The organism is Amycolatopsis nigrescens CSC17Ta-90 (genome assembly GCF_000384315.1).
Taxonomy (GTDB): domain Bacteria; phylum Actinomycetota; class Actinomycetes; order Mycobacteriales; family Pseudonocardiaceae; genus Amycolatopsis; species Amycolatopsis nigrescens.
The window spans coordinates 847,076-867,926 of sequence record NZ_ARVW01000001.1 but is presented as its reverse complement, the minus strand read 5'-3'; the positions used below and the strand labels follow the sequence as shown (position 1 = coordinate 867,926).

Annotated in this window: 18 protein-coding genes and 1 riboswitch; of the genes, 15 read left to right on the top strand and 3 right to left on the bottom strand. The window is 71.0% G+C overall.

The window, feature by feature from the left end:
* Positions 1-7 precede the first annotated feature (7 nt).
* Positions 8-1,372 carry an aldehyde dehydrogenase family protein gene (locus AMYNI_RS0103950; protein WP_020666675.1) on the top strand — a complete coding sequence of 455 codons (1,365 nt, stop codon included), beginning with the start codon at positions 8-10 and terminating at the stop codon, positions 1,370-1,372.
* 79 nt (positions 1,373-1,451) lie between these two features.
* Here AMYNI_RS0103950 and AMYNI_RS0103945 read toward each other — a convergent pair whose 3' ends face one another.
* Positions 1,452-2,132: a dioxygenase family protein gene (locus AMYNI_RS0103945; RefSeq protein WP_020666674.1), complete on the bottom strand. Its 681-nt coding sequence runs from the start codon at positions 2,130-2,132 to the stop codon at positions 1,452-1,454.
* Positions 2,133-2,399: 267 nt separating this feature from the next.
* On the opposite strand from AMYNI_RS0103945, the gene AMYNI_RS0103940 reads away from it, so the two are divergent.
* The 13 genes from AMYNI_RS0103940 (at position 2,400) to AMYNI_RS0103880 (ending at position 18,375) form a co-directional block, all read left to right on the top strand.
* Positions 2,400-3,182, top strand: coding sequence for a 3-oxoacyl-ACP reductase (locus AMYNI_RS0103940; RefSeq protein ID WP_026360034.1), 783 nt, complete (start codon positions 2,400-2,402; stop codon positions 3,180-3,182).
* Between the two features lie 140 nt (positions 3,183-3,322).
* Positions 3,323-3,415, top strand: a riboswitch (glycine riboswitch).
* 144 nt (positions 3,416-3,559) lie between these two features.
* Positions 3,560-6,394: an aminomethyl-transferring glycine dehydrogenase gene (gene gcvP, locus AMYNI_RS0103935; RefSeq protein WP_020666672.1), complete on the top strand. Its 2,835-nt coding sequence runs from the start codon at positions 3,560-3,562 to the stop codon at positions 6,392-6,394.
* A 10-nt stretch (positions 6,395-6,404) separates the two neighbouring features.
* Complete coding sequence (gene gcvT / locus AMYNI_RS0103930; RefSeq protein WP_020666671.1) at positions 6,405-7,499, top strand: glycine cleavage system aminomethyltransferase GcvT; 1,095 nt, start codon at positions 6,405-6,407, stop codon at positions 7,497-7,499.
* A gap of 14 nt (positions 7,500-7,513) precedes the next feature.
* On the top strand, positions 7,514-7,888 hold the full coding sequence (gene gcvH / locus AMYNI_RS0103925) for a glycine cleavage system protein GcvH (RefSeq protein ID WP_020666670.1): 375 nt from the start codon (positions 7,514-7,516) through the stop codon (positions 7,886-7,888).
* A 3-nt stretch (positions 7,889-7,891) separates the two neighbouring features.
* Complete coding sequence (locus AMYNI_RS0103920; RefSeq protein WP_020666669.1) at positions 7,892-9,166, top strand: serine hydroxymethyltransferase; 1,275 nt, start codon at positions 7,892-7,894, stop codon at positions 9,164-9,166.
* Positions 9,163-10,167, top strand: a complete 1,005-nt coding sequence (lipA, locus tag AMYNI_RS0103915; protein WP_026360033.1) for a lipoyl synthase — start codon at positions 9,163-9,165, stop codon at positions 10,165-10,167. The genes AMYNI_RS0103920 and lipA overlap by 4 nt, the downstream gene beginning before the upstream one ends.
* A gap of 13 nt (positions 10,168-10,180) precedes the next feature.
* Positions 10,181-11,554: an L-serine ammonia-lyase gene (locus AMYNI_RS0103910; protein WP_020666667.1), complete on the top strand. Its 1,374-nt coding sequence runs from the start codon at positions 10,181-10,183 to the stop codon at positions 11,552-11,554.
* 60 nt (positions 11,555-11,614) lie between these two features.
* Complete coding sequence (locus tag AMYNI_RS0103905; RefSeq protein WP_020666666.1) at positions 11,615-12,361, top strand: FadR/GntR family transcriptional regulator; 747 nt, start codon at positions 11,615-11,617, stop codon at positions 12,359-12,361.
* A 43-nt stretch (positions 12,362-12,404) separates the two neighbouring features.
* The gene (locus tag AMYNI_RS43555; RefSeq protein ID WP_020666665.1) at positions 12,405-12,941 is read left to right on the top strand and encodes a DUF1707 SHOCT-like domain-containing protein; all 537 of its coding nucleotides are present in this window, start codon (positions 12,405-12,407) and stop codon (positions 12,939-12,941) included.
* 96 nt (positions 12,942-13,037) lie between these two features.
* Positions 13,038-13,934, top strand: a complete 897-nt coding sequence (locus AMYNI_RS0103895; protein ID WP_020666664.1) for an ABC transporter ATP-binding protein — start codon at positions 13,038-13,040, stop codon at positions 13,932-13,934.
* Positions 13,924-14,748 (top strand): ABC transporter permease, encoded by an 825-nt coding sequence (locus AMYNI_RS0103890; protein ID WP_020666663.1) that lies wholly within the window; start codon positions 13,924-13,926, stop codon positions 14,746-14,748. Before AMYNI_RS0103895 ends, AMYNI_RS0103890 begins: the two co-directional genes overlap by 11 nt.
* Positions 14,749-14,870: 122 nt before the next feature.
* Positions 14,871-17,540, top strand: a complete 2,670-nt coding sequence (locus AMYNI_RS0103885; RefSeq protein WP_020666662.1) for a helix-turn-helix transcriptional regulator — start codon at positions 14,871-14,873, stop codon at positions 17,538-17,540.
* A 154-nt stretch (positions 17,541-17,694) separates the two neighbouring features.
* Positions 17,695-18,375 (top strand): S1 family peptidase, encoded by a 681-nt coding sequence (locus tag AMYNI_RS0103880; protein ID WP_020666661.1) that lies wholly within the window; start codon positions 17,695-17,697, stop codon positions 18,373-18,375.
* Between the two features lie 25 nt (positions 18,376-18,400).
* Here the strand turns inward: AMYNI_RS0103880 and AMYNI_RS0103875 are convergent, their stop codons facing one another.
* Complete coding sequence (locus AMYNI_RS0103875; RefSeq protein WP_020666660.1) at positions 18,401-19,057, bottom strand: O-methyltransferase; 657 nt, start codon at positions 19,055-19,057, stop codon at positions 18,401-18,403.
* A gap of 37 nt (positions 19,058-19,094) precedes the next feature.
* Entirely contained in the window at positions 19,095-19,904 is an 810-nt protein-coding gene (locus AMYNI_RS0103870) for an ABC transporter ATP-binding protein (protein ID WP_084628635.1), read from the bottom strand.
* Between the two features lie 139 nt (positions 19,905-20,043).
* On the opposite strand from AMYNI_RS0103870, the gene AMYNI_RS0103865 reads away from it, so the two are divergent.
* Positions 20,044-20,841, top strand: a complete 798-nt coding sequence (locus AMYNI_RS0103865) for an alpha/beta fold hydrolase (protein ID WP_020666658.1) — start codon at positions 20,044-20,046, stop codon at positions 20,839-20,841.
* The last annotated feature ends 10 nt before the right edge of the window (positions 20,842-20,851 follow it).

The window sequence follows — 20,851 nt, the reverse complement described above, 5'->3', positions numbered from 1 at the left end:
ACAGGCGATGAGTACTTTCACCGTGATCAACCCGGCCACCGAAGAGGTGGTCCAGACCGTTCCGCTGACCTCGGCGGAGGAGACCGACGCGGCGATCGCCCGCGCGCGGGCGGCGCTGCCGTCCTGGCGCGCGGTGGCGCCGGGTGACCGCGCGCGGCTGCTGCGGCGGTTCGCGGACGCGGTGGACGCCGACCTGGAGAACCTGGCACGGCTGGAGGTGGTCAACTCCGGGCACACCATCGGCAACGCGCGCTGGGAAGCCGGCAACGTCCGCGACCTGCTGAACTACTACTCGGCCGCTCCGGAGCGGCTGGTCGGCAAGCAGATCCCGGTCCAGGGCGGAGTGAACATCACCTTCCAGGAACCGCTGGGCGTGGTCGGCGTGATCGTGCCGTGGAACTTCCCGATGCCGATCGCGGCCTGGGGTTTCGCGCCCGCGCTGGCGGCCGGCAACACGGTGCTGCTCAAACCGGCCGAGTTGACCCCGCTGACCGCGATCCGGATCGCCGAGCTGGCCAGGGAAGCGGGCATCCCGGAGGATGTGTTCCAGGTGCTGCCGGGCAAGGGATCCGTTGTCGGGCAACGGTTCGTCACGCACCCGGCGGTGCGCAAGGTGGTCTTCACCGGCTCCACCGAGGTGGGCAAGCAGATCATGGCCGGCTGCGCGGCACAGGTGAAACGGGTGACCCTGGAGCTCGGCGGCAAGAACGCGAACATCGTGTTCGCGGACGCGGACCTGGAGAAGGCCGCGGCGACCGCGCCGTACGGGGTGTTCGACAACGCCGGCCAGGACTGCTGCGCGCGCTCGCGGATCCTGGTGGAGGCCAGCGCCTACGACCGGTTCATGGAGCTGCTGGAACCCGCGGTGCGGGGCGTGGTGGTGGGCGACCCCGGTGCCGAGGCCACCGAGATGGGGCCGCTGATCTCGGCGGGGCACCGGGAGAAGGTCACCGGCTACCTGCCGGACGGTGCGCCGGTCGCGTTCCGCGGCAGCGCGCCCCGCGGCAGCGGGTTCTGGTTCCCGCCGACCGTGGTCACCCCGGCCTCGGCCGGGGACCCGCTGTTCACCGAGGAGATCTTCGGGCCGATCGTGGCGGTGCTGCCGTTCACCGGGGAGGCGGACGCGGTGGCGATGGCCAACGACACCGAGTACGGCCTGTCCGGCTCCATCTGGACCTCCGACCTCGGCCGCGCGCTACGCGTTTCGCGCGGGGTGGAGGCGGGCAACCTGTCGGTCAACTCCCATGCTTCGGTGCGCTACTGGACACCGTTCGGCGGGTTCAAGCAGTCCGGGCTCGGCCGGGAGCTCGGCCCGGACGCCGTGGACGCGTTCACCGAGACCAAGAACGTGTTCCTCAATGCCGAACTCTGAGCCGAACTCTGAGCCGAAAACCGAGCTGGTCACTGAGTTGGTCTTGGCGCCGGGCCGGGCGCCGGGCCGGGCGGCCGGGTCAGCGCACGTTCAGCACGAAGTCGAACGCCGCCAGCTTGGTGTCGTTCGGGCCGTTGCCGACCTGCATCACCAGGCGAGGGTCGAAGATCGGGTCGCGGCTGTTGCCCGGCTCACCGGGGAAGTACAGCTGGGTGGTGAGCACCCGCTGGTTCGGCGCCTGCAGCTTGACGTGGATGTGTCGGGTGCGGCCGGTGTAGAGGCCGGGCCAGATGGTGGTGAGCTGGTACTTTCCTTGCGCGTCGGTGAACTGGTGCCCGCGCAGCCGGTAGGTGACGTTGTCGTAGACGCCCCTGCTGTCGCACTGCCAGAAGTCCAGCAGCACCCGGTCCAGCGGCCGGCAGGTGATGGCCGCGAAGACCACGCCGCTCACGGTGAGCACGGTGCCGGGAATACCGGGCTCCAGCAGCGAAGCCCGCTCCGGCGAGTTCGGCTTGAAGTACGGTCCCTCGGTCTGCGGCGGGGTGGGGTCGTCGCCGTCGTCGCAGGCGGGGGTGGGCACCAGGGACAGCTGGGTACCCTCCGGCGGTGCCTCGTTGGTGCTGGTCGCGGCCGCGGTGGTCGCGCCGATCACCGGCAGCGCGGCGGCGGCCGCCGCCGCCATTTGCAGAAACTGTTTGCGGCCGATGGGCTTCGGTCCCTGCACTTCTTCCGGCGGCGGCGGAGTGTGCTGGTCGGACATGAGGAATCTCCTCTCGGAACCCGGATGAGGGCACGGCGATATGCCGTTTCCATAGCACCGGGTTATGGTGGTCATAGCTCAATTCAGGATCGGCCGGCAGGGGTTTTATCGGCCGCTATGCCAACGAAACTAGAGTAGTTGAAAGATCACAAGCCTCGTTGGGCGTAGGCCGAATGCGCAGCGTCAATACTCTGAAACCACTTGACTTCGGCGCGTTCGAGTTGGACCTGGAAAATCATTCATAAATCTCATCGGGAAAGGACAGTCATGGCATCTGCGAGCAACTGCCGGCGTTTCGAAGGTCGAGTCGCGGTGATTACCGGTGGCGGCAGCGGAATCGGCCTCGCCTCGGCAAGGCGGTTGGCCGACGAGGGCGCCAGTGTGGTGATCGCGGACGTCGACCAGGACTCGGGCCAGGCCGCCGCGGCCGAGGTTGGCGGTCACTTCGTGCGCACCGACGTGACCAGCGAGCAGGACGTGGAGGCGCTGTTCCAGGCGGCCGTGGACACCTACGGCTCGGTGGACGTGGCCTTCAACAACGCCGGCATCTCCCCGCCGGAGGACGACTCGATCCTGACCACCGGCCTGGACGCCTGGCAGAAGGTGCAGCAGGTCAACCTGACCTCGGTCTACCTGTGCTGCAAGTACGCGCTGCCGCAGATGCGCCGCCAGGGCAGGGGTTCGATCATCAACACCGCCTCCTTCGTGGCCGTGATGGGCGCCGCCACCTCGCAGATCTCCTACACCGCGTCCAAGGGCGGGGTGCTCGCGATGAGCCGCGAGCTGGGGGTGCAGTTCGCCCGCGAAGGCATCCGGGTGAACGCGCTGTGCCCGGGGCCGGTGAACACCCCACTGCTCAAGGAGCTGTTCGCGAAAGATCCGGAGCGCGCCGCCCGCCGGCTGGTGCACGTGCCGGTCGGCCGGTTCGCCGAGCCGGAGGAGCTGGCCGCCGCGGTCGCCTTCCTGGCCAGCGACGACGCGTCCTTCATCACCGCTTCGCAGTTCCTCGTCGACGGTGGCATCGCCGGCGCCTACGTCACCCCGCTCTAGCCTGTTCTGAGCGCAGCGAAGGCCACCTTGCCTGCGCTCAACGCAGGCAAGGTGGCCTTCGCTGCATCCGGCCTCGGCAGGTTGTGAGGCGGTGGAGGGGTGACGTACGGTGTGCTCACACAACTGAAGATCGGGCCGATCGAGCCGGAGCGGGAGAGTCCCTGTCATCGCGCAGGGCACCGAAGGAGCAAACTCCCCGCCAATCTCTCAGGTACAGCTACCGCTTCAGGCGAGGCCACTCTGGAAAGCAGGCGCACCCGCGTCTCGCCCAAGGTGAAAGCCGCCCCGGCGGTGAATCTCTCAGGTGCCCATGACAGAGGGGGAGTTCCCACAGCGCGGAGTCCTGTTCGCCGCGCGCGAGATGAGGAGCTCCCTGCGTGACCAGTACTTCTTTCGCGGACCGGCACATCGGTCCCGCCGAGTCCGAGCAGGCCAAGATGCTGGCCGAATGCGGCTACGGCAGTCTTGACGCACTGGTCGAGGCCGCGGTGCCGGCCGCCATCCGCGACACCCGTGAGCTGGACCTGCCGCCCGCCGCCTCCGAGGAAGAGGCCACCGCGGAGCTGCGCAAGCTGGCCGCGCGCAACCGCCCGATGACCCAGATGATCGGCCTCGGCTACTACGACACGCTGACCCCGCCGGTGATCCGGCGCAACGTGCTGGAAAGCCCCGCCTGGTACACCGCCTACACCCCGTACCAGCCGGAGATCTCCCAGGGACGGCTCGAGGCACTGCTGAACTTCCAGACCATGGTCGCCGACCTGACCGGCCTCGCCACCGCGAACGCCTCCCTGCTGGACGAGTCGACCGCGGTCGCGGAGGCCGTGCTGCTGATGCGCCGGGCGTCGAAGTCCCGCTCCGCCAAGGTGGTGCTGGACGCCGAATGCCTGCCGCAGACGATCGCGGTGGTCCGCACGCGGGCCGAGGCGGTCGGCATCGAGGTCGAGGTCCGCGACCTGCTGACCGGTCTGCCCGACGAGTTCTTCGGCGTGGTCGTGCAGTACCCGGGCGCGTCCGGGGTGCTGCGCGGCCCCGGTTTCTACACCGCCATCGGGGAGACCGCCCGCGCCGCCGGTGCGCTGTACTGCGCCGCGGCCGACCTGCTCGCGCTCACCATGATCACCGCGCCCGGCGAGTTCGGCGCGGACCTCGCCGCCGGCAGCACCCAGCGGTTCGGCCTGCCGCTGGGATACGGCGGTCCGCACGCCGGCTATCTCTCGGTACGGGCCGGCCTGGAGCGCTCGCTGCCGGGGCGCCTGGTCGGCGTTTCCGTGGACGCCGACGGCGCGCCCGCGTACCGGCTCGCGCTGCAGACCCGCGAGCAGCACATCCGCCGGGAGAAGGCGACCTCCAACATCTGCACCGCGCAGGTGCTGCCCGCGGTGCTGGCCGGGATGTACGCGGTCTACCACGGCCCGGACGGGCTGAAGCGGATCGCGTCACGGGTGCATGGGCTCGCCGCCGGGCTGGCCACGGCCCTGCGCGACGGCGGGGTCGAGGTGGTGCACGACGGTTTCTTCGACACCGTCCTCGCCCGCGTGCCCGGCCGCGCCGCGCGCGTGGTTGCCGACGCCCGCCGGTTCGGGGTGAACCTGGGTCTCGTCGGCGACGACCACGTGCGGGTGGCCTGCGACGAGGTCACCACGCCGGACACGCTGCGCCGGGTGCTGCTGGCCTTCGAGCTGGAGGCCCACGTGACGCCCGGCTCCGGCGCACTGCCCACCGGGCTGGCCAGGCAGAGCGGCTACCTCACGCACCCGGTCTTCCACCAGCACCGTTCCGAGACCGCGATGCTGCGCTACCTGCGGCGGCTGTCCGATCTGGACTACGCGCTGGACCGGGGGATGATCCCGCTCGGCTCGTGCACGATGAAGCTGAACGCGACCACCGAGATGGAGCCGATCAGCTGGCCCGAGTTCGCCGGGCTGCACCCGTTCGCCCCGGCCGGGGACGCCGAGGGCTACCGGGAGCTGACCGCGCAGCTGTCCGGCTGGCTGGCCGAGGTCACCGGCTACCACACGGTGTCCCTGCAGCCCAACGCGGGCAGCCAGGGCGAGCTGGCCGGACTGCTGGCCATCCGCGCCTACCACCGGGCGAACGGGCAGCCGGAGCGCGAGATCTGCCTGATCCCGTCCTCGGCGCACGGCACCAACGCCGCCTCCGCGGTGCTCGCCGGGATGCGCGTGGTCGTGGTGGCCTGCACCGAGGACGGCGACGTGGACCTGGCCGACCTGCGGGCCAAGGTGGCGCAGCACGCCGACACGCTGGCCGCGATCATGGTCACCTACCCGTCCACGCACGGGGTCTACGAGCAAGGCATCGACGAGATCGCCCGCATCGTGCACGGCGGCGGTGGCCAGGTCTACCTGGACGGCGCCAACCTCAACGCGCTGCTCGGCCTGGCCAAGCCGGGCGAGTTCGGCGGCGACGTCTCGCACCTGAACCTGCACAAGACGTTCTGCATCCCGCACGGCGGCGGCGGGCCGGGGGTGGGCCCGGTGGCGGTGCGCGAGCATCTGGCGCCCTACCTGCCGAACCACCCGCTGCACGCGGGGGCCGGGCCGGAGACCGGGGTCGGGCCGATCGCGGCCGCGCCGTTCGGCTCGGCGTCCATCCTGCCGATCTCCTGGGCCTACGTGCGGATGATGGGTGCGGCCGGGCTGACCAGTGCCACCAAGGTCGCGGTGCTCGCGGCCAACTACGTGGCGGCCAGGCTGGGCCCGCACTACCCGGTGCTCTACACCGGCGAGGGCGGCCTGGTCGCGCACGAGTGCATCCTCGATCTGCGGCCGCTGACCAAGCAGACCGGCGTGACCGTGGAGGACGTGGCCAAGCGGCTGGTCGACTACGGTTTCCACGCGCCGACGATGTCCTTCCCGGTGGCCGGCACGCTGATGGTCGAGCCGACCGAAAGCGAGGACGCCGGGGAGATCGACCGGTTCTGCGACGCGATGATCGCGATCCGCCGGGAGATCGACCAGGTCGCCGACGGCACCTGGACCCTCGAGCGAAGCCCGCTGCGCAACGCCCCGCACACCGCCGAGCTGCTGGCGGGGGAGTGGGACCTGCCCTACGACCGCAAGCTCGCCGTGTACCCCGCAGGGGTGAGCGCGAAGGGCAAGTACTGGCCGCCGGTGCGTCGTATCGACGGGGCGCACGGTGACCGTAACCTCGTGTGCTCCTGCCCGCCGTTGACGTCATACGAGAACTAGGAGCACATCCGTGAGCACGCTCTCCCCACTGAACGACGTGCACGCCGAACTCGGTGCGACGTTCACCGACTTCGCGGGCTGGTCGATGCCGGTGCGCTACGGCAGCGAACTGGCCGAGCACAAGGCGGTCCGCGAGGCCGCCGGGCTGTTCGACCTGTCGCACATGGCCGAGATCGAGGTGTCCGGGCCGGAGGCCGCGCTGGCACTGGACCACGCGCTGGTCGGCAACCTGTCCTCGGTCAAGGTCGGCCGCGCCCGCTACAGCATGCTCTGCCGCGCCAACGGCGGGGTGCTGGACGACCTGGTGGTGTACCGGCTGGAGGACCGGAAGTTCCTGGTGGTCGCGAACGCCGGGAACGCCGCGGTGGTGGCGGTGGAGCTGCGGGACCGGGCGGACGGCTACTCGGCCGAGGTGCTGGACCGGTCCGCGGACACCGCGCTGATCGCGGTGCAGGGCCCGCACTCGGCGGCGATCGTCACCGAGGTGACCGGGGCGGACCTCACCGAGCTCAAGTACTACGCCAGCATGCCCGCGGTGGTGCGCGGGCACGAGGTGCTGCTCGCACGGACCGGCTACACCGGCGAAGACGGCTTCGAACTTTACGTGCCGGCGGCTGAAGCGCCCGATGTCTGGCGCATCCTGACCGAGGCCGGTGCCCCGCACGGCCTGCTGCCCGCCGGCCTCGCCTGCCGGGACACCCTGCGGCTGGAAGCCGGAATGCCGTTGTACGGCAACGAACTGAGCATCGAGCAGACGCCCTTCGAGGCGAACCTCGGCCGGGTGGTCAAGTTCGAGAAGCCGGGTGACTTCGTCGGCAGGGCCGCGCTGGCCGAACACCGCGACGCGGCCCGCGAGCGGGTGCTGGTCGGGCTCAAGGGCACCGGTCGCCGCGCGCCGCGGCACGGCTACCGGGTGCTGGCTGGGGAGACCGAGGTCGGCGAGGTGACCAGCGGCGCGCTGTCGCCGACCCTGGGCTACCCGATCGCGATGGCCTACGTGCCGCCCGCGCTGAGCGAGCCGGGTACCTCGCTGTCCGTGGACATCCGCGGCCGGGTCGAGCCGGTCGAAGTCGTCGCAACGCCGTTCTACAAGCGCACCAACTGAGAAGGACGTCAAACGTGAGCATTCCCCAGGACCTCGGCTACACCAAGGAACACGAGTGGATCCGCAGCGCGGACGGGGTGGCCGAGGTCGGCATCACCGGCTTCGCCGCCGAGGCGCTCGGTGACATCGTGTTCGTGCAGCTGCCCGCCGTCGGGGACACCATCACCGCGGGCGAGGTCTGCGGCGAGATCGAGTCCACCAAGTCGGTCAGCGAGCTGTTCGCCCCGGCCAGCGGCGAGGTGGTCGAGATCAACGACGCCGCCGTGGACTCCCCGGAGCTGGTCAACAACGACCCGTTCGGCCAGGGCTGGCTGTTCAAGGTCCGCGCCGGAGAGCTGCCCGAGCTGCTGGACGCCGCCGCCTACACCGCGTTGACCGAGGAGGGCTGAGCGATGGACACCTTCGCCGCCGGACTGTCCACTGTAGACCCCGAGGTGGCCGCCGCGGTGGCGGCCGAGCTGGACCGGCAGCAGTCCACCCTGGAGATGATCGCGTCGGAGAACTTCGCGCCGGTCGGCGTGCTCGAGGCGCAGGGCTCGGTGCTGACCAACAAGTACGCCGAGGGCTATCCCGGCCGGCGCTACTACGGCGGCTGCGAGCACGTGGACGTCGTCGAGCAGCTCGCGATCGACAGGGCGAAGGAGCTTTTCGGCGCCGAGTACGCGAACGTGCAGCCGCATTCCGGGGCGCAGGCCAACGCGGCCGCGATGGTCGCGCTGCTGGAGCCCGGCGACACCATCCTCGGCCTCGATCTGGCGCACGGCGGGCACCTCACGCACGGCATGCGGATCAACTTCTCCGGCAAGCTCTACAACGTGGTCGCCTACCACGTGGACGCCGAGACCGGGCTGGTCGACCTGGCCGAGGTCGAGCGGCTGGCCGCGGAGCACCGGCCGAAGCTGATCATCGCCGGGTGGTCGGCGTACCCCCGTCAGCTCGACTTCGCCGAGTTCCGCCGGATCGCGGACACGGTGGACGCCAAGCTGATGGTCGACATGGCGCATTTCGCCGGCCTGGTGGCCGCCGGGCTGCACCCGAGCCCGGTGCCCTACGCCGACGTGGTGACCACTACCACGCACAAAACCCTCGGCGGCCCGCGCGGCGGCATCATCCTCGGCCGCCAGGAACTGGCCAAGAAGTTCAACTCCGCGGTGTTCCCCGGGCAGCAGGGCGGGCCGCTGGAACACGTGATCGCGGCCAAGGCGGTGGCGCTGAAGATCGCCGCGAGCGAGCAGTTCCGCGAGCGCCAGCAGCGCGTGCTCGACGGCGCGAAGACCCTGGCGGCAAGGCTTTCGCACCCCGACTGCCGTGCCGCCGGGGTCCGCGTGCTCACCGGCGGCACCGACGTGCACCTGGTGCTGGTGGACCTGGTCGAGTCCGCTTTGGACGGCAAGCAGGCGGAGGACCGGCTGCACTCGGTGGGGATCACGGTGAACCGCAACGCGGTGCCGTTCGACCCCCGGCCGCCGATGATCACCTCCGGGCTGCGGATCGGCACCCCGGCGCTGGCCACCCGCGGCTTCGGGCCGGAGGACTTCAGCGAGGTCGCGGACATCATCGCGGTGGCGCTGAAGCACGATTTCGACTCCTCGACCGAAGAAACGCTTCGCGAACGCGTCGGGCTGCTGGTCAAGAAGCACCCGCTCTACACCGGGTTGTCGTCATGAGTGCCTTGCCTGAGGGGCGGAAGTTGTTGCGGCTTGAGGTTCGTAACAGTGAGACGCCGATTGAGAAGAAGCCGTCGTGGATTAGGACGCGGGCGCGGATGGGTCCGGAGTTCACGGAGTTGAAGGGTCTGGTGCGTCGTGAGGGTTTGCACACGGTGTGTGAGGAGGCGGGGTGCCCGAATATTTATGAGTGTTGGGAGGATCGGGAGGCGACGTTCCTGATTGGTGGGGATCAGTGCACGCGGCGGTGTGATTTCTGCCAGATCGATACGGGTCGTCCGGCTGTGTTGGATCGTGCTGAGCCGCGGAAGGTTGCGGAGTCGGTGCAGGCGATGGGGTTGCGGTATTCGACGGTGACCGGTGTCGCTCGTGACGACCTGGCTGACGGCGGTGCGTGGTTGTATGCGGAGACGGTGCGCCAGATCCATGAGTTGAACCCGGGGACGGGGGTGGAGTTGTTGATTCCGGATTTCAACAACGACCCCGACCAGCTGCGAGAGGTGTTCTCGTCTCGGCCTGAGGTGTTGGCGCACAATGTGGAGACGGTGCCCCGGATTTTCAAGCGGATCCGTCCCGGGTTCCGGTACGCCCGGTCGTTGGCGGTGTTGACCGCGGCGCGTGAGGCGGGGTTGGTGACGAAGTCGAACCTGATCCTGGGCATGGGCGAAACCCCCGAGGAGGTCACCGCGGCGATGCGGGATCTGGTCGAGGCCGGCTGTGAGATTTTGACGATCACGCAGTATCTGCGGCCCTCACCGCGGCATCACCCGGTGGAACGCTGGGTCAAACCCGAAGAGTTCGTCGAACACTCCCAAGCCGCCGAAGCCATGGGGTTCGCCGGGGTGATGGCCGGGCCGCTGGTGCGCTCGTCCTACCGGGCCGGGCGGCTGTACGCCCAGGCCAAAGCCCACCGCGGCGAAGCCCTACCCGAACACCTGCACCACCTCACCCAAGCCGGACCCGCCACCCAAGAAGCCAGCAGTTTATTAGCGAGAAGGTAGGAGAGGAGCGGTCATGGCGATCAGCGTTTTCGATCTGTTCTCGATCGGCATCGGCCCTTCCAGCTCGCACACCGTGGGCCCGATGCGGGCCGCACGGACCTTTGTGGACGGTCTCGCCGCGGAAGGCGCGCTGGACCGCACGGCCAGGGTCAAGGCGGAACTGTTCGGCTCGCTCGGCGCCACCGGGCACGGCCACGGCAGCGACAAGGCCGTGCTGCTCGGCCTGTCCGGGGAGCGGCCGGAGTCGGTGGACACCGGCACCGTGGCCGGCCGTGTCGCCGACATCCGCAGCACCGGCAGGCTGTTCCTGCTCGGCACCAGGGAGATCACCTTCACCGAGGACACCGACCTGGTCATGCACCGGCGCAAGGCGCTGCCGGCACACCCGAACGGGATGACCTTCGCCGCCTTCGACCAGGCCGGTGAAACGCTGCGGGAACGGACCTACTACTCGGTGGGCGGCGGGTTCGTCCGCGACGAGACCTACGCCGACCAGCCGGTGATCATCGAGGACGGCACCCCGCTGCCGTACCCGTTCCGCACCGGCGCCGACCTCCTCGCGCACTGCCGGGAGACCGGGCTGCCGGTCAGCGAGATCATGCTGCGCAACGAACTGTCCTGGCGCAGCCGCGAAGAGGTCAGGGCGGGCCTGCTGGAGATCTGGCAGGTGATGACCGAATGCGTGCACAACGGCTGCGCACGCGACGGCGTGCTGCCCGGCGGGCTGAAGGTGCCGCGCCGGGCCAGGTCGCTGCACGAGAAACTGCTCACCGAGGACGGCGTCGGCGACTCGCTGTACGCGATGGACTGGGTCAGTCTCTATGCGCTGGCGGTGAACGAGGAGAACGCCTCCGGCGGTCGGGTGGTCACCGCGCCCACCAACGGCGCGGCCGGCATCATCCCCGCCGTACTGCACTATTATCGCCAGTTCATCAAGGGCGCCGACGACGACGGAGTGGTGACCTTTCTGCTCACCGCGGGTGCGCTCGGCTCGATCCTCAAGCAGACCGGGTCCATCTCCGGCGCCGAGGTCGGCTGCCAGGGCGAGGTCGGCTCGGCCAGCGCGATGGCCGCGGCCGGGCTCACCGAACTGCTCGGCGGCAGCCCGGCACAGGTGGAGAACGCCGCCGAGATCGGCGTTGAACACCACCTCGGGCTGACCTGCGACCCGGTCGGCGGCCTGGTCCAGATCCCGTGCATCGAACGCAACGCGGTCGGCGCGGCCAAGGCCATCCACGCGGCCAGGATGGCGATGCGCGGCGACGGCAGCCATATCGTCACCCTGGACAAGGCGATCAAGACCATGCGCGAGACCGGCGCGGACATGAAGGTCAAGTACAAGGAGACCTCGCGCGGCGGCCTCGCCGTCAACGTGATCGAGTGCTGAGGACGCACCCTGGCGCCGGGCACGCCGTAAACTCGCCTGGACAGGCAGAGGAGGGTTTCCGTGGGCGCGCAGGCCGACCGTGCGGTGGACCCCGGTTCCACCGGGGCGAACGCCGGCGATGCCCTGTTCCGGCCGGTGCGGGCCGGCAACGCCTTCGAGGAGACCGTCGAGCGGCTGCTACAGGCGGTCCGGCTCGGCGTGGTTGGCGCGGGGGAGCGGCTGCCTTCGGAACGCGAGCTGGCCGAGCGGCTCGGGGTCAGCCGGGTCACCCTGCGCGAGGCGATCCGGGCGCTGGCCGACGCGGGTTACGTTGAGTCCCGGCGCGGCCGGTACGGCGGCACCTTCGTCAACGAGAGCCTGCCCGCGCCGCGCGAGCACGGCCGCCGGATGGACGCGGCCGCACTGGAGGACGCGCTGAGCCTGCGGCACGTGCTGGAGACCGGCGCCGCCGAGCTGGCCGCCGCCCGCTCGCTCACCCCGGCCGACCGGAGGCATCTTACCGGCACTTTGGCCGAGTCCTGTGCCGCCGACCTGACGGACTACCGGCGCAAGGACTCCCGGCTGCACCTGGCCGTCGCCGAGGTCACCGCCTCCGGTTCGCTGACCACCGCGATGGCGGACGCGCGCATGCGGATCAACCAGCTGCTGGACGAAATCCCTTTGCTGGAGCCGAATCTGCAGCATTCGAACGTCCAGCACGAGGCCATTGTGGACGCGATACTGGCCGGCGACCCGGCCGCCGCGCGGCGCGCGATGGCCGAGCACATCGAGGGCACCGCGTCCCTGCTGCGCGGTTTCCTGAACTAGCCACCGGCGGCGTGCGCGCCGCCGGGCTCAGTACAGTTCGATCATGTCGGAGGTTTCGGAGGTTCTGGAGCCCGACCGCCATGCCGCGCAGGCCCGGCTGGAACAGGCGGTGGGGGAGGGCAGGCTCACCCTGGACGAGTACGTGGACCGGGTGGATCTGGTGTGGCACGCCGAAACGGCCGAGGAAGTCCAGCGCGCGCTGGCCGAGCTGCCCGTCCCGCTGCACCGCGGAGAGCACAAGGGCCGGATGACCGTCAGCGCGGTGTTCGACGACATCAGGCGCCGCGGCCGGTTCGCGTTGTCCTCCGGTGACCGGGTGACCGCCGTCTTCGGGGACGTGCGGCTGGACCTGCGCCAGGCCGTGCTCACCGAGGCCGTGGTGCGGCTGGAGGTGTCGGCCACCTTCGGCGACGTCCGGGTCACCGTGCCGCCGGGCATCGAGATCGAGGTCAAGAGCTTCGCGCCGCTGGGCGACCGGGACATCCAGGTGGCCCAGCAGCCGCGGGTGCCGGGCAGCCCCCGGCTGCGGCTGAACGTGCGCACCCTGTTCGGGGACGTGAAGGTCCGCACGGACGTCTGAGAGCGTGCGCCCGCCGCGCTCGTACGTTCTTTTGCGTATCGGCAAAGCCGCCGGTGGCCGGATGCCACCCAGCGCGCGCCGGGACACGATTGCGGTATGACCTTCCCGATCGAAACCAAAGAGCTCACGAAGCGGTACGGCGAGCTGCTCGCCGTGGACCGCATGAGCCTGACCGTGCTGCCCGGCGAGGTGTACGGCTTCCTTGGCCCGAACGGGGCGGGCAAGACGACCACCCTGCGCATGCTGCTCGGCCTGATGCGGCCCACCGCCGGTGAGATCCGGCTGTTCGGCCGCCCGCCCGGCAACCTGGACGGGGTCGGCGCGCTGATCGAGTCGCCCGGCTTCTACCCGTACCTGTCCGGCCGGGAGAACCTGCGGGTGCTGGCGCGGTACGCCGGGGTGGACAAGGCCAGGGTGCCGGTGGTGCTCGAGATGGTCGACCTCACCGAACGTGGCGGCGACCGCTATTCGGCCTACTCGCTGGGCATGAAGCAGCGGCTCGGGGTCGCGGCCGCACTGCTGAAGGACCCGAAGCTGCTGATCCTGGACGAGCCGACGAACGGCCTCGACCCGGCCGGGATGGCCGACATGCGGATGCTGATCCGCCGGCTCGGCGCGGCGGGCTGCACGGTGCTGCTGTCCAGCCACCTGCTCGGCGAGGTCCAGCAGATCTGCGACCGGGTCGGCGTGGTGTCGAAGGGCAAGCTGGTCGCCGAGAACACGGTCGCCGAACTGCGCGGGGCCTCGGTCCTGCGGGTGGTCGCCGACCCGGTCGAGCTGGCCGCCAAGGTGCTGCGCGAGCGGATCGGCGAAGACCGGGTGCGGGTGGTCGACGGCGGGCTCGACCTGACCGTCGAGCCGGAACGGGCGGCCTGGGTCAACCGCGAGCTGCTGGAGGCCGGTGCCGAGGTCAGCGAGCTGCGGGTCCGCGAGCGGGACCTGGAACAGGTGTTCTTCGAGCTGACCGGAGAGGTTGTCGACCATGTGGGGTAGTACCCGTGCCGAGCTGGCCAAGCTGGTCCGCCGGCCGTCGAACTGGTTCCTGCTGGGCATTTCGGTCGCGCTGGGCCTGGCGTTCACCTACCTGGTCCCGCTCGCCGGGGCCGCCGGCGGGAACAGCGCGGTGCCCGGCAGCGACCGCGGGGTGAGCGCGGTCCTGCCGGAACGGCTGGTCGGCAACTCGATCGGCGGGCTGCCCGTCTTCCTCGGCGCCATCCTGCTGGTGGTCGGCGTGCTCGTGGTTGGCGTCGAATACGGCTGGGGCACCTGGAAGACCGTGCTGACCCAGGGACCGTCCCGGATGACCGTGTACACCGCGAAGCTGGCGACGCTCGCGGTGGCGTCACTGGTCGCGGTGCTGACCATGTTCGTGGCCGGTGCGATCACCACCTCCATCATCGCGGCGGTCAAGGGCGAGCCGTCGAACTGGCCGGCGGTGACCGACATCCTGGTCGGCATCGGCGCGGGTTGGCTGGTCGCGATGACCTGGGCGACCCTGGGCGCGCTGCTGGCCGTGGTGATGCGCGGGGTGGCGCTGCCGATCGGGCTCGGCCTGGTTTGGATGCTGGTCATCCAGACGCTGCTGTTCGGCATCGCGGCGCCGCTGGTCGGCTGGGTCAACTCGCTGGCGCTCGCCCTGCCCGGCGCGAACGCGGGCTCGCTGGTCGCCTCGCTCGGCGCGAACAGCGGCACTCCCGGCGTGGCCGAACAGGTCGGCGCGCTGCAGGCGACCCTGGTGCTCGTCGCCTATCTGGTCGTCTTCGCCGGCCTCGGCGGCTGGCTCCTCCGCCGCCGCGACGTCACCTGATCCGGCACCTGATCCGGCACCTGATCCGGCACCTGATCCGGCTCTGTCCGTGAAGGGCACCTTCCCTACTTTGGTCGTAGGGAAGGTGCCCTTCACTACGTCCGGGCCATAGGCTCGATCGCGTGGGACGGCGGGACGAGTTCCTGGCGCTGGTGCGGGCGAAGCTCGCGGAGTCGAGCGTGCTCGTGTACGGCCCCGAAGGGATCGGCAAGTCCACGGTGCTGGCGGACGTGCTCGCCGCCGGGACCGGCGCCGCGACGGTGCTGAGCAGTCGCCCGGATCGGCGCATCCCGTATCTGGTGCTGGCCGATCTACTCGCCGGACCGCTGGCTGAACGGGTCGCCGAACTGCCTGTGCCGCAACGAAACGCGGTGGAACAGGCGGTGTGCCGCCGGACCGGCACCGCCGCGCCGGACGGGCTCGCGCTGCGGCTCGGGGTGCTTTCGCTGCTGCGCGCCGCCGCACCCGTGCTGCTGGTGCTGGACGATGCGCAGTGGCTGGACGGCCAGACCGCGCGGCTGCTGTCCTTCGCGGTGACCAGGCTGCCGCCGCCAGGGCTTCGGCTGCTGGCCGCCGAGCGGGTGACCGAGCCGGACCAGCCGCGCCGGGCCCGCTGGTGCGCGCACGCGCTCGAAGTGCCACCGCTGCCGGACGCCGAGATCACCGAGTTGGTCGTCGCGAACGCCGGGAGCACGCCGTACTCGGCCGCCGTGCTGAATGCGGTCCGGCTGGCCGGCGGCAACCCGCTGTTCGCCGCCGAGCTGGGCAACAGTCTCCGGGGCCTCATCGGCGCGCAGGCGATCCCGCCGCGGTTGTGCCGGCTGCTGGACGCCAGGCTGCGCCCGCTGCCGTCGTCCACCCGAGCGGTGCTGCTGGTGGCGGCGCTGGCCGCGGCGCCGGACCTGAACCTGCTCGTCCACTTCGGACAGTGCGAGTCGGGCTGGCTCGCCGGCCCTGCCGCCCGCCGGGTGGTGCGGACCACCGGCTCGGGCGCGGTGCGGTTCCGGCATCCGCTGCTGGCCGCCCGGCTGCTCGCGACGGCGGAACCCGCGCGGCTGCGGGAGATCCATGCCTGGCTGAGCACCAGGGTGACCGATCCGGCGGAACGCGCCCGGCACCGGGCCGAGGCGGTGCCGGGCAGAGACGAACGGGTCGCCGCGATGCTGGTACGCGCCGCCGCCACCGCCCGGCGGCGGGGCTCCCCGGGGCAGGCGGCCGAGCTGGGCGTGCTCGCGGCGGACCGCACCCCGCCGGAAGCCGTGGCCACGGCCACCGCCCGCCGGTTGCGGGCCGCCGGTGACGCCTTGGGCGCAGGCCGCCCGGAACTGGCGATTTCGTTGGCGCACAACGTCTTGTGCGCACCTCGGCTGCCGCGGAACCAGCAGGTGCTGGCCAGGCTGGTGATCGTGGACGCGGCCCGCAACGCGCGCACCGCGGCCGGCGGCATGATGACCGAGGCGCTGGTGCAGGCCAGTGGTGACGTTGCGCTGGAAGGCGCGGCCCGCTACCGCTTCGCCGTGCACGCGGCGCTCGGCGGCGACTTCCGGCAGGCGGCCGCGGAGCTCGCGGACTCGGCGGTGCTGGCCAGAGCCGCCGGCGACCCGCACACCGAGGTGTCCGCGCTCTGCTCGCTGGCGCTGTGCCAGATCGCGCTTGGCGATCGCACCGCCACCGCGACCCTGGAGCTGGCCCGCGCGCACGCGCCACCGGACCTGCTGGTCAGCCACGACGGACCCGCCTGGGTCAGCGCCAGGCTGGCGCTGTTCGCCGACCGGCTGCGCCCGGCCGAAGAGCTGCTCACCATGCTGCTGGATCGGGCGGCGGAGTCCGGCGCCCGTGCCGAGCTGATCGGGATGACCTGGGCCGCGGTCGAGGTGCAGCTCGCGAAGGGCGAGTGCGCGGGCGCGCTGCGCCGGGCCACCGAATGCCTGCGCCTGGCCGAACAGACCGGTTCCGACCTCGCGCTCGCCTGCTATGGCGCGGCACTGGCCGAAGCCTTCGGCGGGGACCCGGTGAAGGCGGCCGCGCTGGCCCGGCGCGGGGCCGCGGTGGCCGAACAAGACGGCGACAACGCCTTCCTGCTGCGAAACCTGCACGCGCAGGGCCTCGCCGCGCTCAGCTCGGGGGAGCAGCCGATGGCCGTGGCGCCGCTGCGCCGCGCGGTGCTGCTGGAGGACGGCATGGGCGTCACCGACCCGGCCGTGTTCGGGGTGCGGGCGGATCTCGCGGAGTCGCTGGTCGCGGCCGGTCAGCTGGCGGAGGCGGCCGCGCTGATCGGCGGTGCGCGGGCGAACGCCACCAGGCTCGGCCGACGCGGCGTCCTCGGCACCCTGTACCGGGCGGACGGCCTGCTGCAGCTGGCCCTGCGGCGGCACGGCAGCGCGGAGTGCGCGCTGCACACCGCGGTCGAGCTGCACCACGGACTGGCCCAGCCGCTGCAGCACGGCCGCAGCCTGCTCGCGTTGGGCATCGCCGAGCGCAGGCGAAAGCGGCGCGGGGCGTCCAGGGCGGCGTTGCGGCTCGCGCGGGACGTGTTCACCGGCTGCGGCGCACCGGGCTGGGCCGCCCGCGCGTCGGTGCTGCTCGGCGCGCCAACGGCCGGCGACCCGGCGGGTGCGCTGACCGGCTGGGAGTCCCGGATCGCCGGGCTGGTCGCGGCCGGCGCGAGCAACCAGGAGGTGGCCAGGCGTCTCGACATCAGCGTCAAGACGGTGGAAGGCGCGCTGACCCGGATCTACCGCAAGCTCGGCGTGCGCACCAGGACGCAGCTCTCCGCCCGGTTGCGCGGCTGACACCCCGGTGCGCGACACCGAGGGGGAGCGGGAATTCCCCGTTTCCGAGCGGGTGCGCGGCCACTCATCCTTGGCCTGCTCGTCCACCCCTGCCTATCCACCTGCCTGTCCACCCTGCCTAGCTGGGCGAGCCCATCTGGACGAGGAGATCCCCATGCGTGTGCGCGCAACCCTGCTCCTGTTCGCCTCGGTGACCGCCATCGCCTCCGCCGCACCGGCGGTCGCGGACGAGGGCCCCGTGGAGACCAACATCATCGGTGGCAGCCTGGTCACCTCCGCCCCCTGGTCCGCCGCGGTGTACCGGAGTGGCTCGTTCACCTGCTCCGGCACCATCATCGCGCCGGAATGGGTGCTCACCGCGAAACACTGCGTCGGCAGCAGCCTCACCGTGCGCGTCGGCAACGTGCACCGCGCGCAGGGCACCCTCGCCACGGTGAGCCAGTACCACAACAGCCCGTCCGCCGACCAGTCCCTGCTGCGGCTGAGCACGCCGGTGCAGACCAGTGCCTACTCCACGCTCGGCGACACCAACCCGGCGATCGGCGCCACCAACCAGATCTACGGTTGGGGCTACACCAGCCGCAACGGCCCGGTCTCCCCGCAGCTCAAGGTGGCCGACGTGCGGATGAGCTCGATTTGCCGGGATTACTACGGCGGCCAGGCGCTGTGCACCAGCAGGATCACCGGCAACGCCTGGTCCGGCGACTCCGGCGGGCCGCAGATGTCCGGCGGTGTCCAGGTCGGGGTCGCCTCGACCGCGGACGGTTCGTCCACCCAGCAGTACAGCAGCGTGCCGGCGACCCGCGCCTGGATCCGCCAGACCGCAGGCGTCTGACCGCGGCCTTGAAGGGGTCGGTTCGTCAGCTGGTGACGAGTGCGATGGTGAAGCCGTCGTAGCCCTTGCCGCCGACGGTCTGCACGGCGGTCGCGTCCACCCGCGGCTCGGTGGCGATGATCTCGTGCAGCCGGCGCACCCCCTGGATCGACGGGTCGTCACTGGTGCCGTTCGCGACGGCGCCGCCCCGCACCACGTTGTCCACGATGATCAGGCTGCCCGGCCTGGACAACCGCAGCGCCCACTGGAAGTACTCCGGGTTGCTCTGCTTGTCCGCGTCGATGAACGACAGGTCGAACGGGCCGGCGAGCTGGGGCAGGGTCTCGATCGCCGGGCCGACCCGCAGGTCGACCAGATCGCCGAGCCCGGCCTCCGCGATGTTCGCCCGCGCCACCTCGGCATGTGCCGGCTCGAACTCGCAGGTGACGAGCCGGCCGTCCGGTGGCAGTGCCCTGGCGAGCCAGATCGTGCTGTAGCCGCCGAGCGTGCCGATCTCGAGCACGGACTTCGCGTTGAGCACCCTGGCCAGCAGGTTGAGCAGCTTGCCCTGGTTTGCCGTGACCGCGATCGCGGGCAGCCCGGCCGCCATGCTGCTGGCCTGCGCGGCGTCGAGCGCCGGGTCGTTCGGGATCAGCGCGTCGATGAGGTATTCGTCTACTGTGGTCCAGAGTTCCTGGTTCATGGCACCTCCGTGATCACGGTACTGAACCCGCGTGCGCTCAAGCCGTGCGCCGGTGCTGGTGCGCCTTCGGGATCACCAGCGGGGTACCGGTCTCCGGGTCGGGCATCACCCGGCAGGGCAGTTCGAAGATCTCCTCGACGCGCTCGGCGGTGACCACTTCGGACGGGGCGCCGGTGGCCAGGATGTCGCCGTCGCGCATGGCGATCATGTGCGTGGCGTAGCGGGCCGCGTGGTTCAGGTCGTGCAGCACCGCGACCAGCGTCCGGCCCTGCTGCGAGTGCAGTTCCGCGCACAGGTCGAGGATGTCGATCTGGTGCGCGATGTCCAGGTAGGTGGTCGGCTCGTCGAGCAGCAGCAGGTCGGTCTCCTGGGCCAGCGCCATGGCCAGCCAGACCCGCTGCCGCTGCCCGCCGGAGAGCTCGTCGACCAGCCGCTCGGCCAGGTCCAGTACCCCGGTCGAGCGCATCGCGCGGTCCACCACGGCGGCGTCCTCGCGGGACCACTGCCGCAGCAGCCGCTGGTGCGGGTAGCGGCCGCGGGCGACCAGGTCGGCGACCGTGATGCCGTCCGGTGCGATCGAGCTCTGCGGCAGCAGGCCGAGCCTTCTGGCCACCTGCTTCGCCGGCATCGAGCTGATCACCTCGCCGTCCAGGTAGACGGTGCCCTTGCGCGGTTTGAGCATCCTGGCCAGCGCACGCAGCAGGGTGGTCTTGCCGCAGGCGTTCGGCCCGACGATGACGGTGAACGACTTGTCCGGGATGACCACGCCCAGGTCCTCGGCGACGGTCCGGCCGTCGTAGGCGAGCGTCAGTGCGTCGGCGTGCAGCCGGGGCTCGGTGCTCGTCATGGGTTGCTCGATCGTGTTCGCCAGCTGTTCCACGGAGGTTAGGCTAACCTAGCGAGCCGCCATCGCGGTTGCGAGTGGGTCGCATTCCCTGACCGGCTTTTTCTTGTTTTACGTTCAGGGCTGATTGTATGTTCGCGTCATGCGGACCAGCGTGGGCCGGCTCGACCGGATCGAGCTCGCGCACGACCGGCGTGGATCCGGTCGTCCGCTGGTACTCGTGCACGGCTGGGGCAGCTACTGGCGGGCCTGGGAACCGGTGCTGGACCTGCTCGCCGAGCGCCGCGAGGTGATCGCGGTGGACCTGCCCGGTTTCGGTGCGTCGCCGCCGCTTCCGGCCGGGGAGAGGTACACCCGGCCGACCTTCTGCGCTGCGCTCGAAGCCTTTTTCGACCGCCTCGGGCTCGAGCGTCCGGACATCGCGGGCAATTCGCTCGGCGGTCTGCTTTCGCTGGACCTCGCCTGCCGTGGCACGGTGCGCACCGCGACCGCGCTCTGCACGCCCGGGTTCTACGGTCCGCTGTCCATCCTGCGCCCGGCGATGCTCGCGCCGGGCGGGGCGCTGCTGCGGATTCCGGCCCTGCGGCGGCGGATGGGCGCGAGCGTGGCCGGGACACGGGCGCGGGGACTGATCGTCGCGCGGCCCGAACTGCTGACCGAGCAGGAGTGGGCGGGCGCGATGGACGCGGTCGTGCGGGCGGCCGGCGCGATGCCCTTCTTCGTGCACAACCGGCACCGGGTGTTCTTCCGTGGCAGGCCGCGTGTGCCGGTGACCATGGTGTGGGGCGCGCGGGACCGGATCATCCCGAGCATTTCGGCCGTCCGTGCGCGGAAGCTGGTGCCCGAAGCGCGCCAGATCCTGCTCCCCGGGTGCGGGCACGTGCCGATGTCCGACAACCCCGAACTGCTCGCCAGAACCCTGCTGACCAGCGCGGACTGAGTGAATCCAG

Bases quoted from the DNA above. Each gene is read 5' to 3' on its own strand.
- AMYNI_RS0103950 (WP_020666675.1), top strand. From the start codon at position 8: ATGAGTACTTTCACCGTGATCAACCCGGCCACCGAAGAGGTGGTCCAG.
- AMYNI_RS0103945 (WP_020666674.1), bottom strand. From the start codon at position 2,132: ATGTCCGACCAGCACACTCCGCCGCCGCCGGAAGAAGTGCAGGGACCG.
- AMYNI_RS0103940 (WP_026360034.1), top strand. From the start codon at position 2,400: ATGGCATCTGCGAGCAACTGCCGGCGTTTCGAAGGTCGAGTCGCGGTG.
- AMYNI_RS0103920 (WP_020666669.1), top strand. From the start codon at position 7,892: ATGGACACCTTCGCCGCCGGACTGTCCACTGTAGACCCCGAGGTGGCC.
- lipA (WP_026360033.1), top strand. From the start codon at position 9,163: ATGAGTGCCTTGCCTGAGGGGCGGAAGTTGTTGCGGCTTGAGGTTCGT.
- AMYNI_RS0103910 (WP_020666667.1), top strand. From the start codon at position 10,181: ATGGCGATCAGCGTTTTCGATCTGTTCTCGATCGGCATCGGCCCTTCC.
- AMYNI_RS43555 (WP_020666665.1), top strand. From the start codon at position 12,405: ATGTCGGAGGTTTCGGAGGTTCTGGAGCCCGACCGCCATGCCGCGCAG.
- AMYNI_RS0103895 (WP_020666664.1), top strand. From the start codon at position 13,038: ATGACCTTCCCGATCGAAACCAAAGAGCTCACGAAGCGGTACGGCGAG.
- AMYNI_RS0103890 (WP_020666663.1), top strand. From the start codon at position 13,924: ATGTGGGGTAGTACCCGTGCCGAGCTGGCCAAGCTGGTCCGCCGGCCG.
- AMYNI_RS0103880 (WP_020666661.1), top strand. From the start codon at position 17,695: ATGCGTGTGCGCGCAACCCTGCTCCTGTTCGCCTCGGTGACCGCCATC.
- AMYNI_RS0103875 (WP_020666660.1), bottom strand. From the start codon at position 19,057: ATGAACCAGGAACTCTGGACCACAGTAGACGAATACCTCATCGACGCG.
- AMYNI_RS0103870 (WP_084628635.1), bottom strand. From the start codon at position 19,904: ATGACGAGCACCGAGCCCCGGCTGCACGCCGACGCACTGACGCTCGCC.
- AMYNI_RS0103865 (WP_020666658.1), top strand. From the start codon at position 20,044: ATGCGGACCAGCGTGGGCCGGCTCGACCGGATCGAGCTCGCGCACGAC.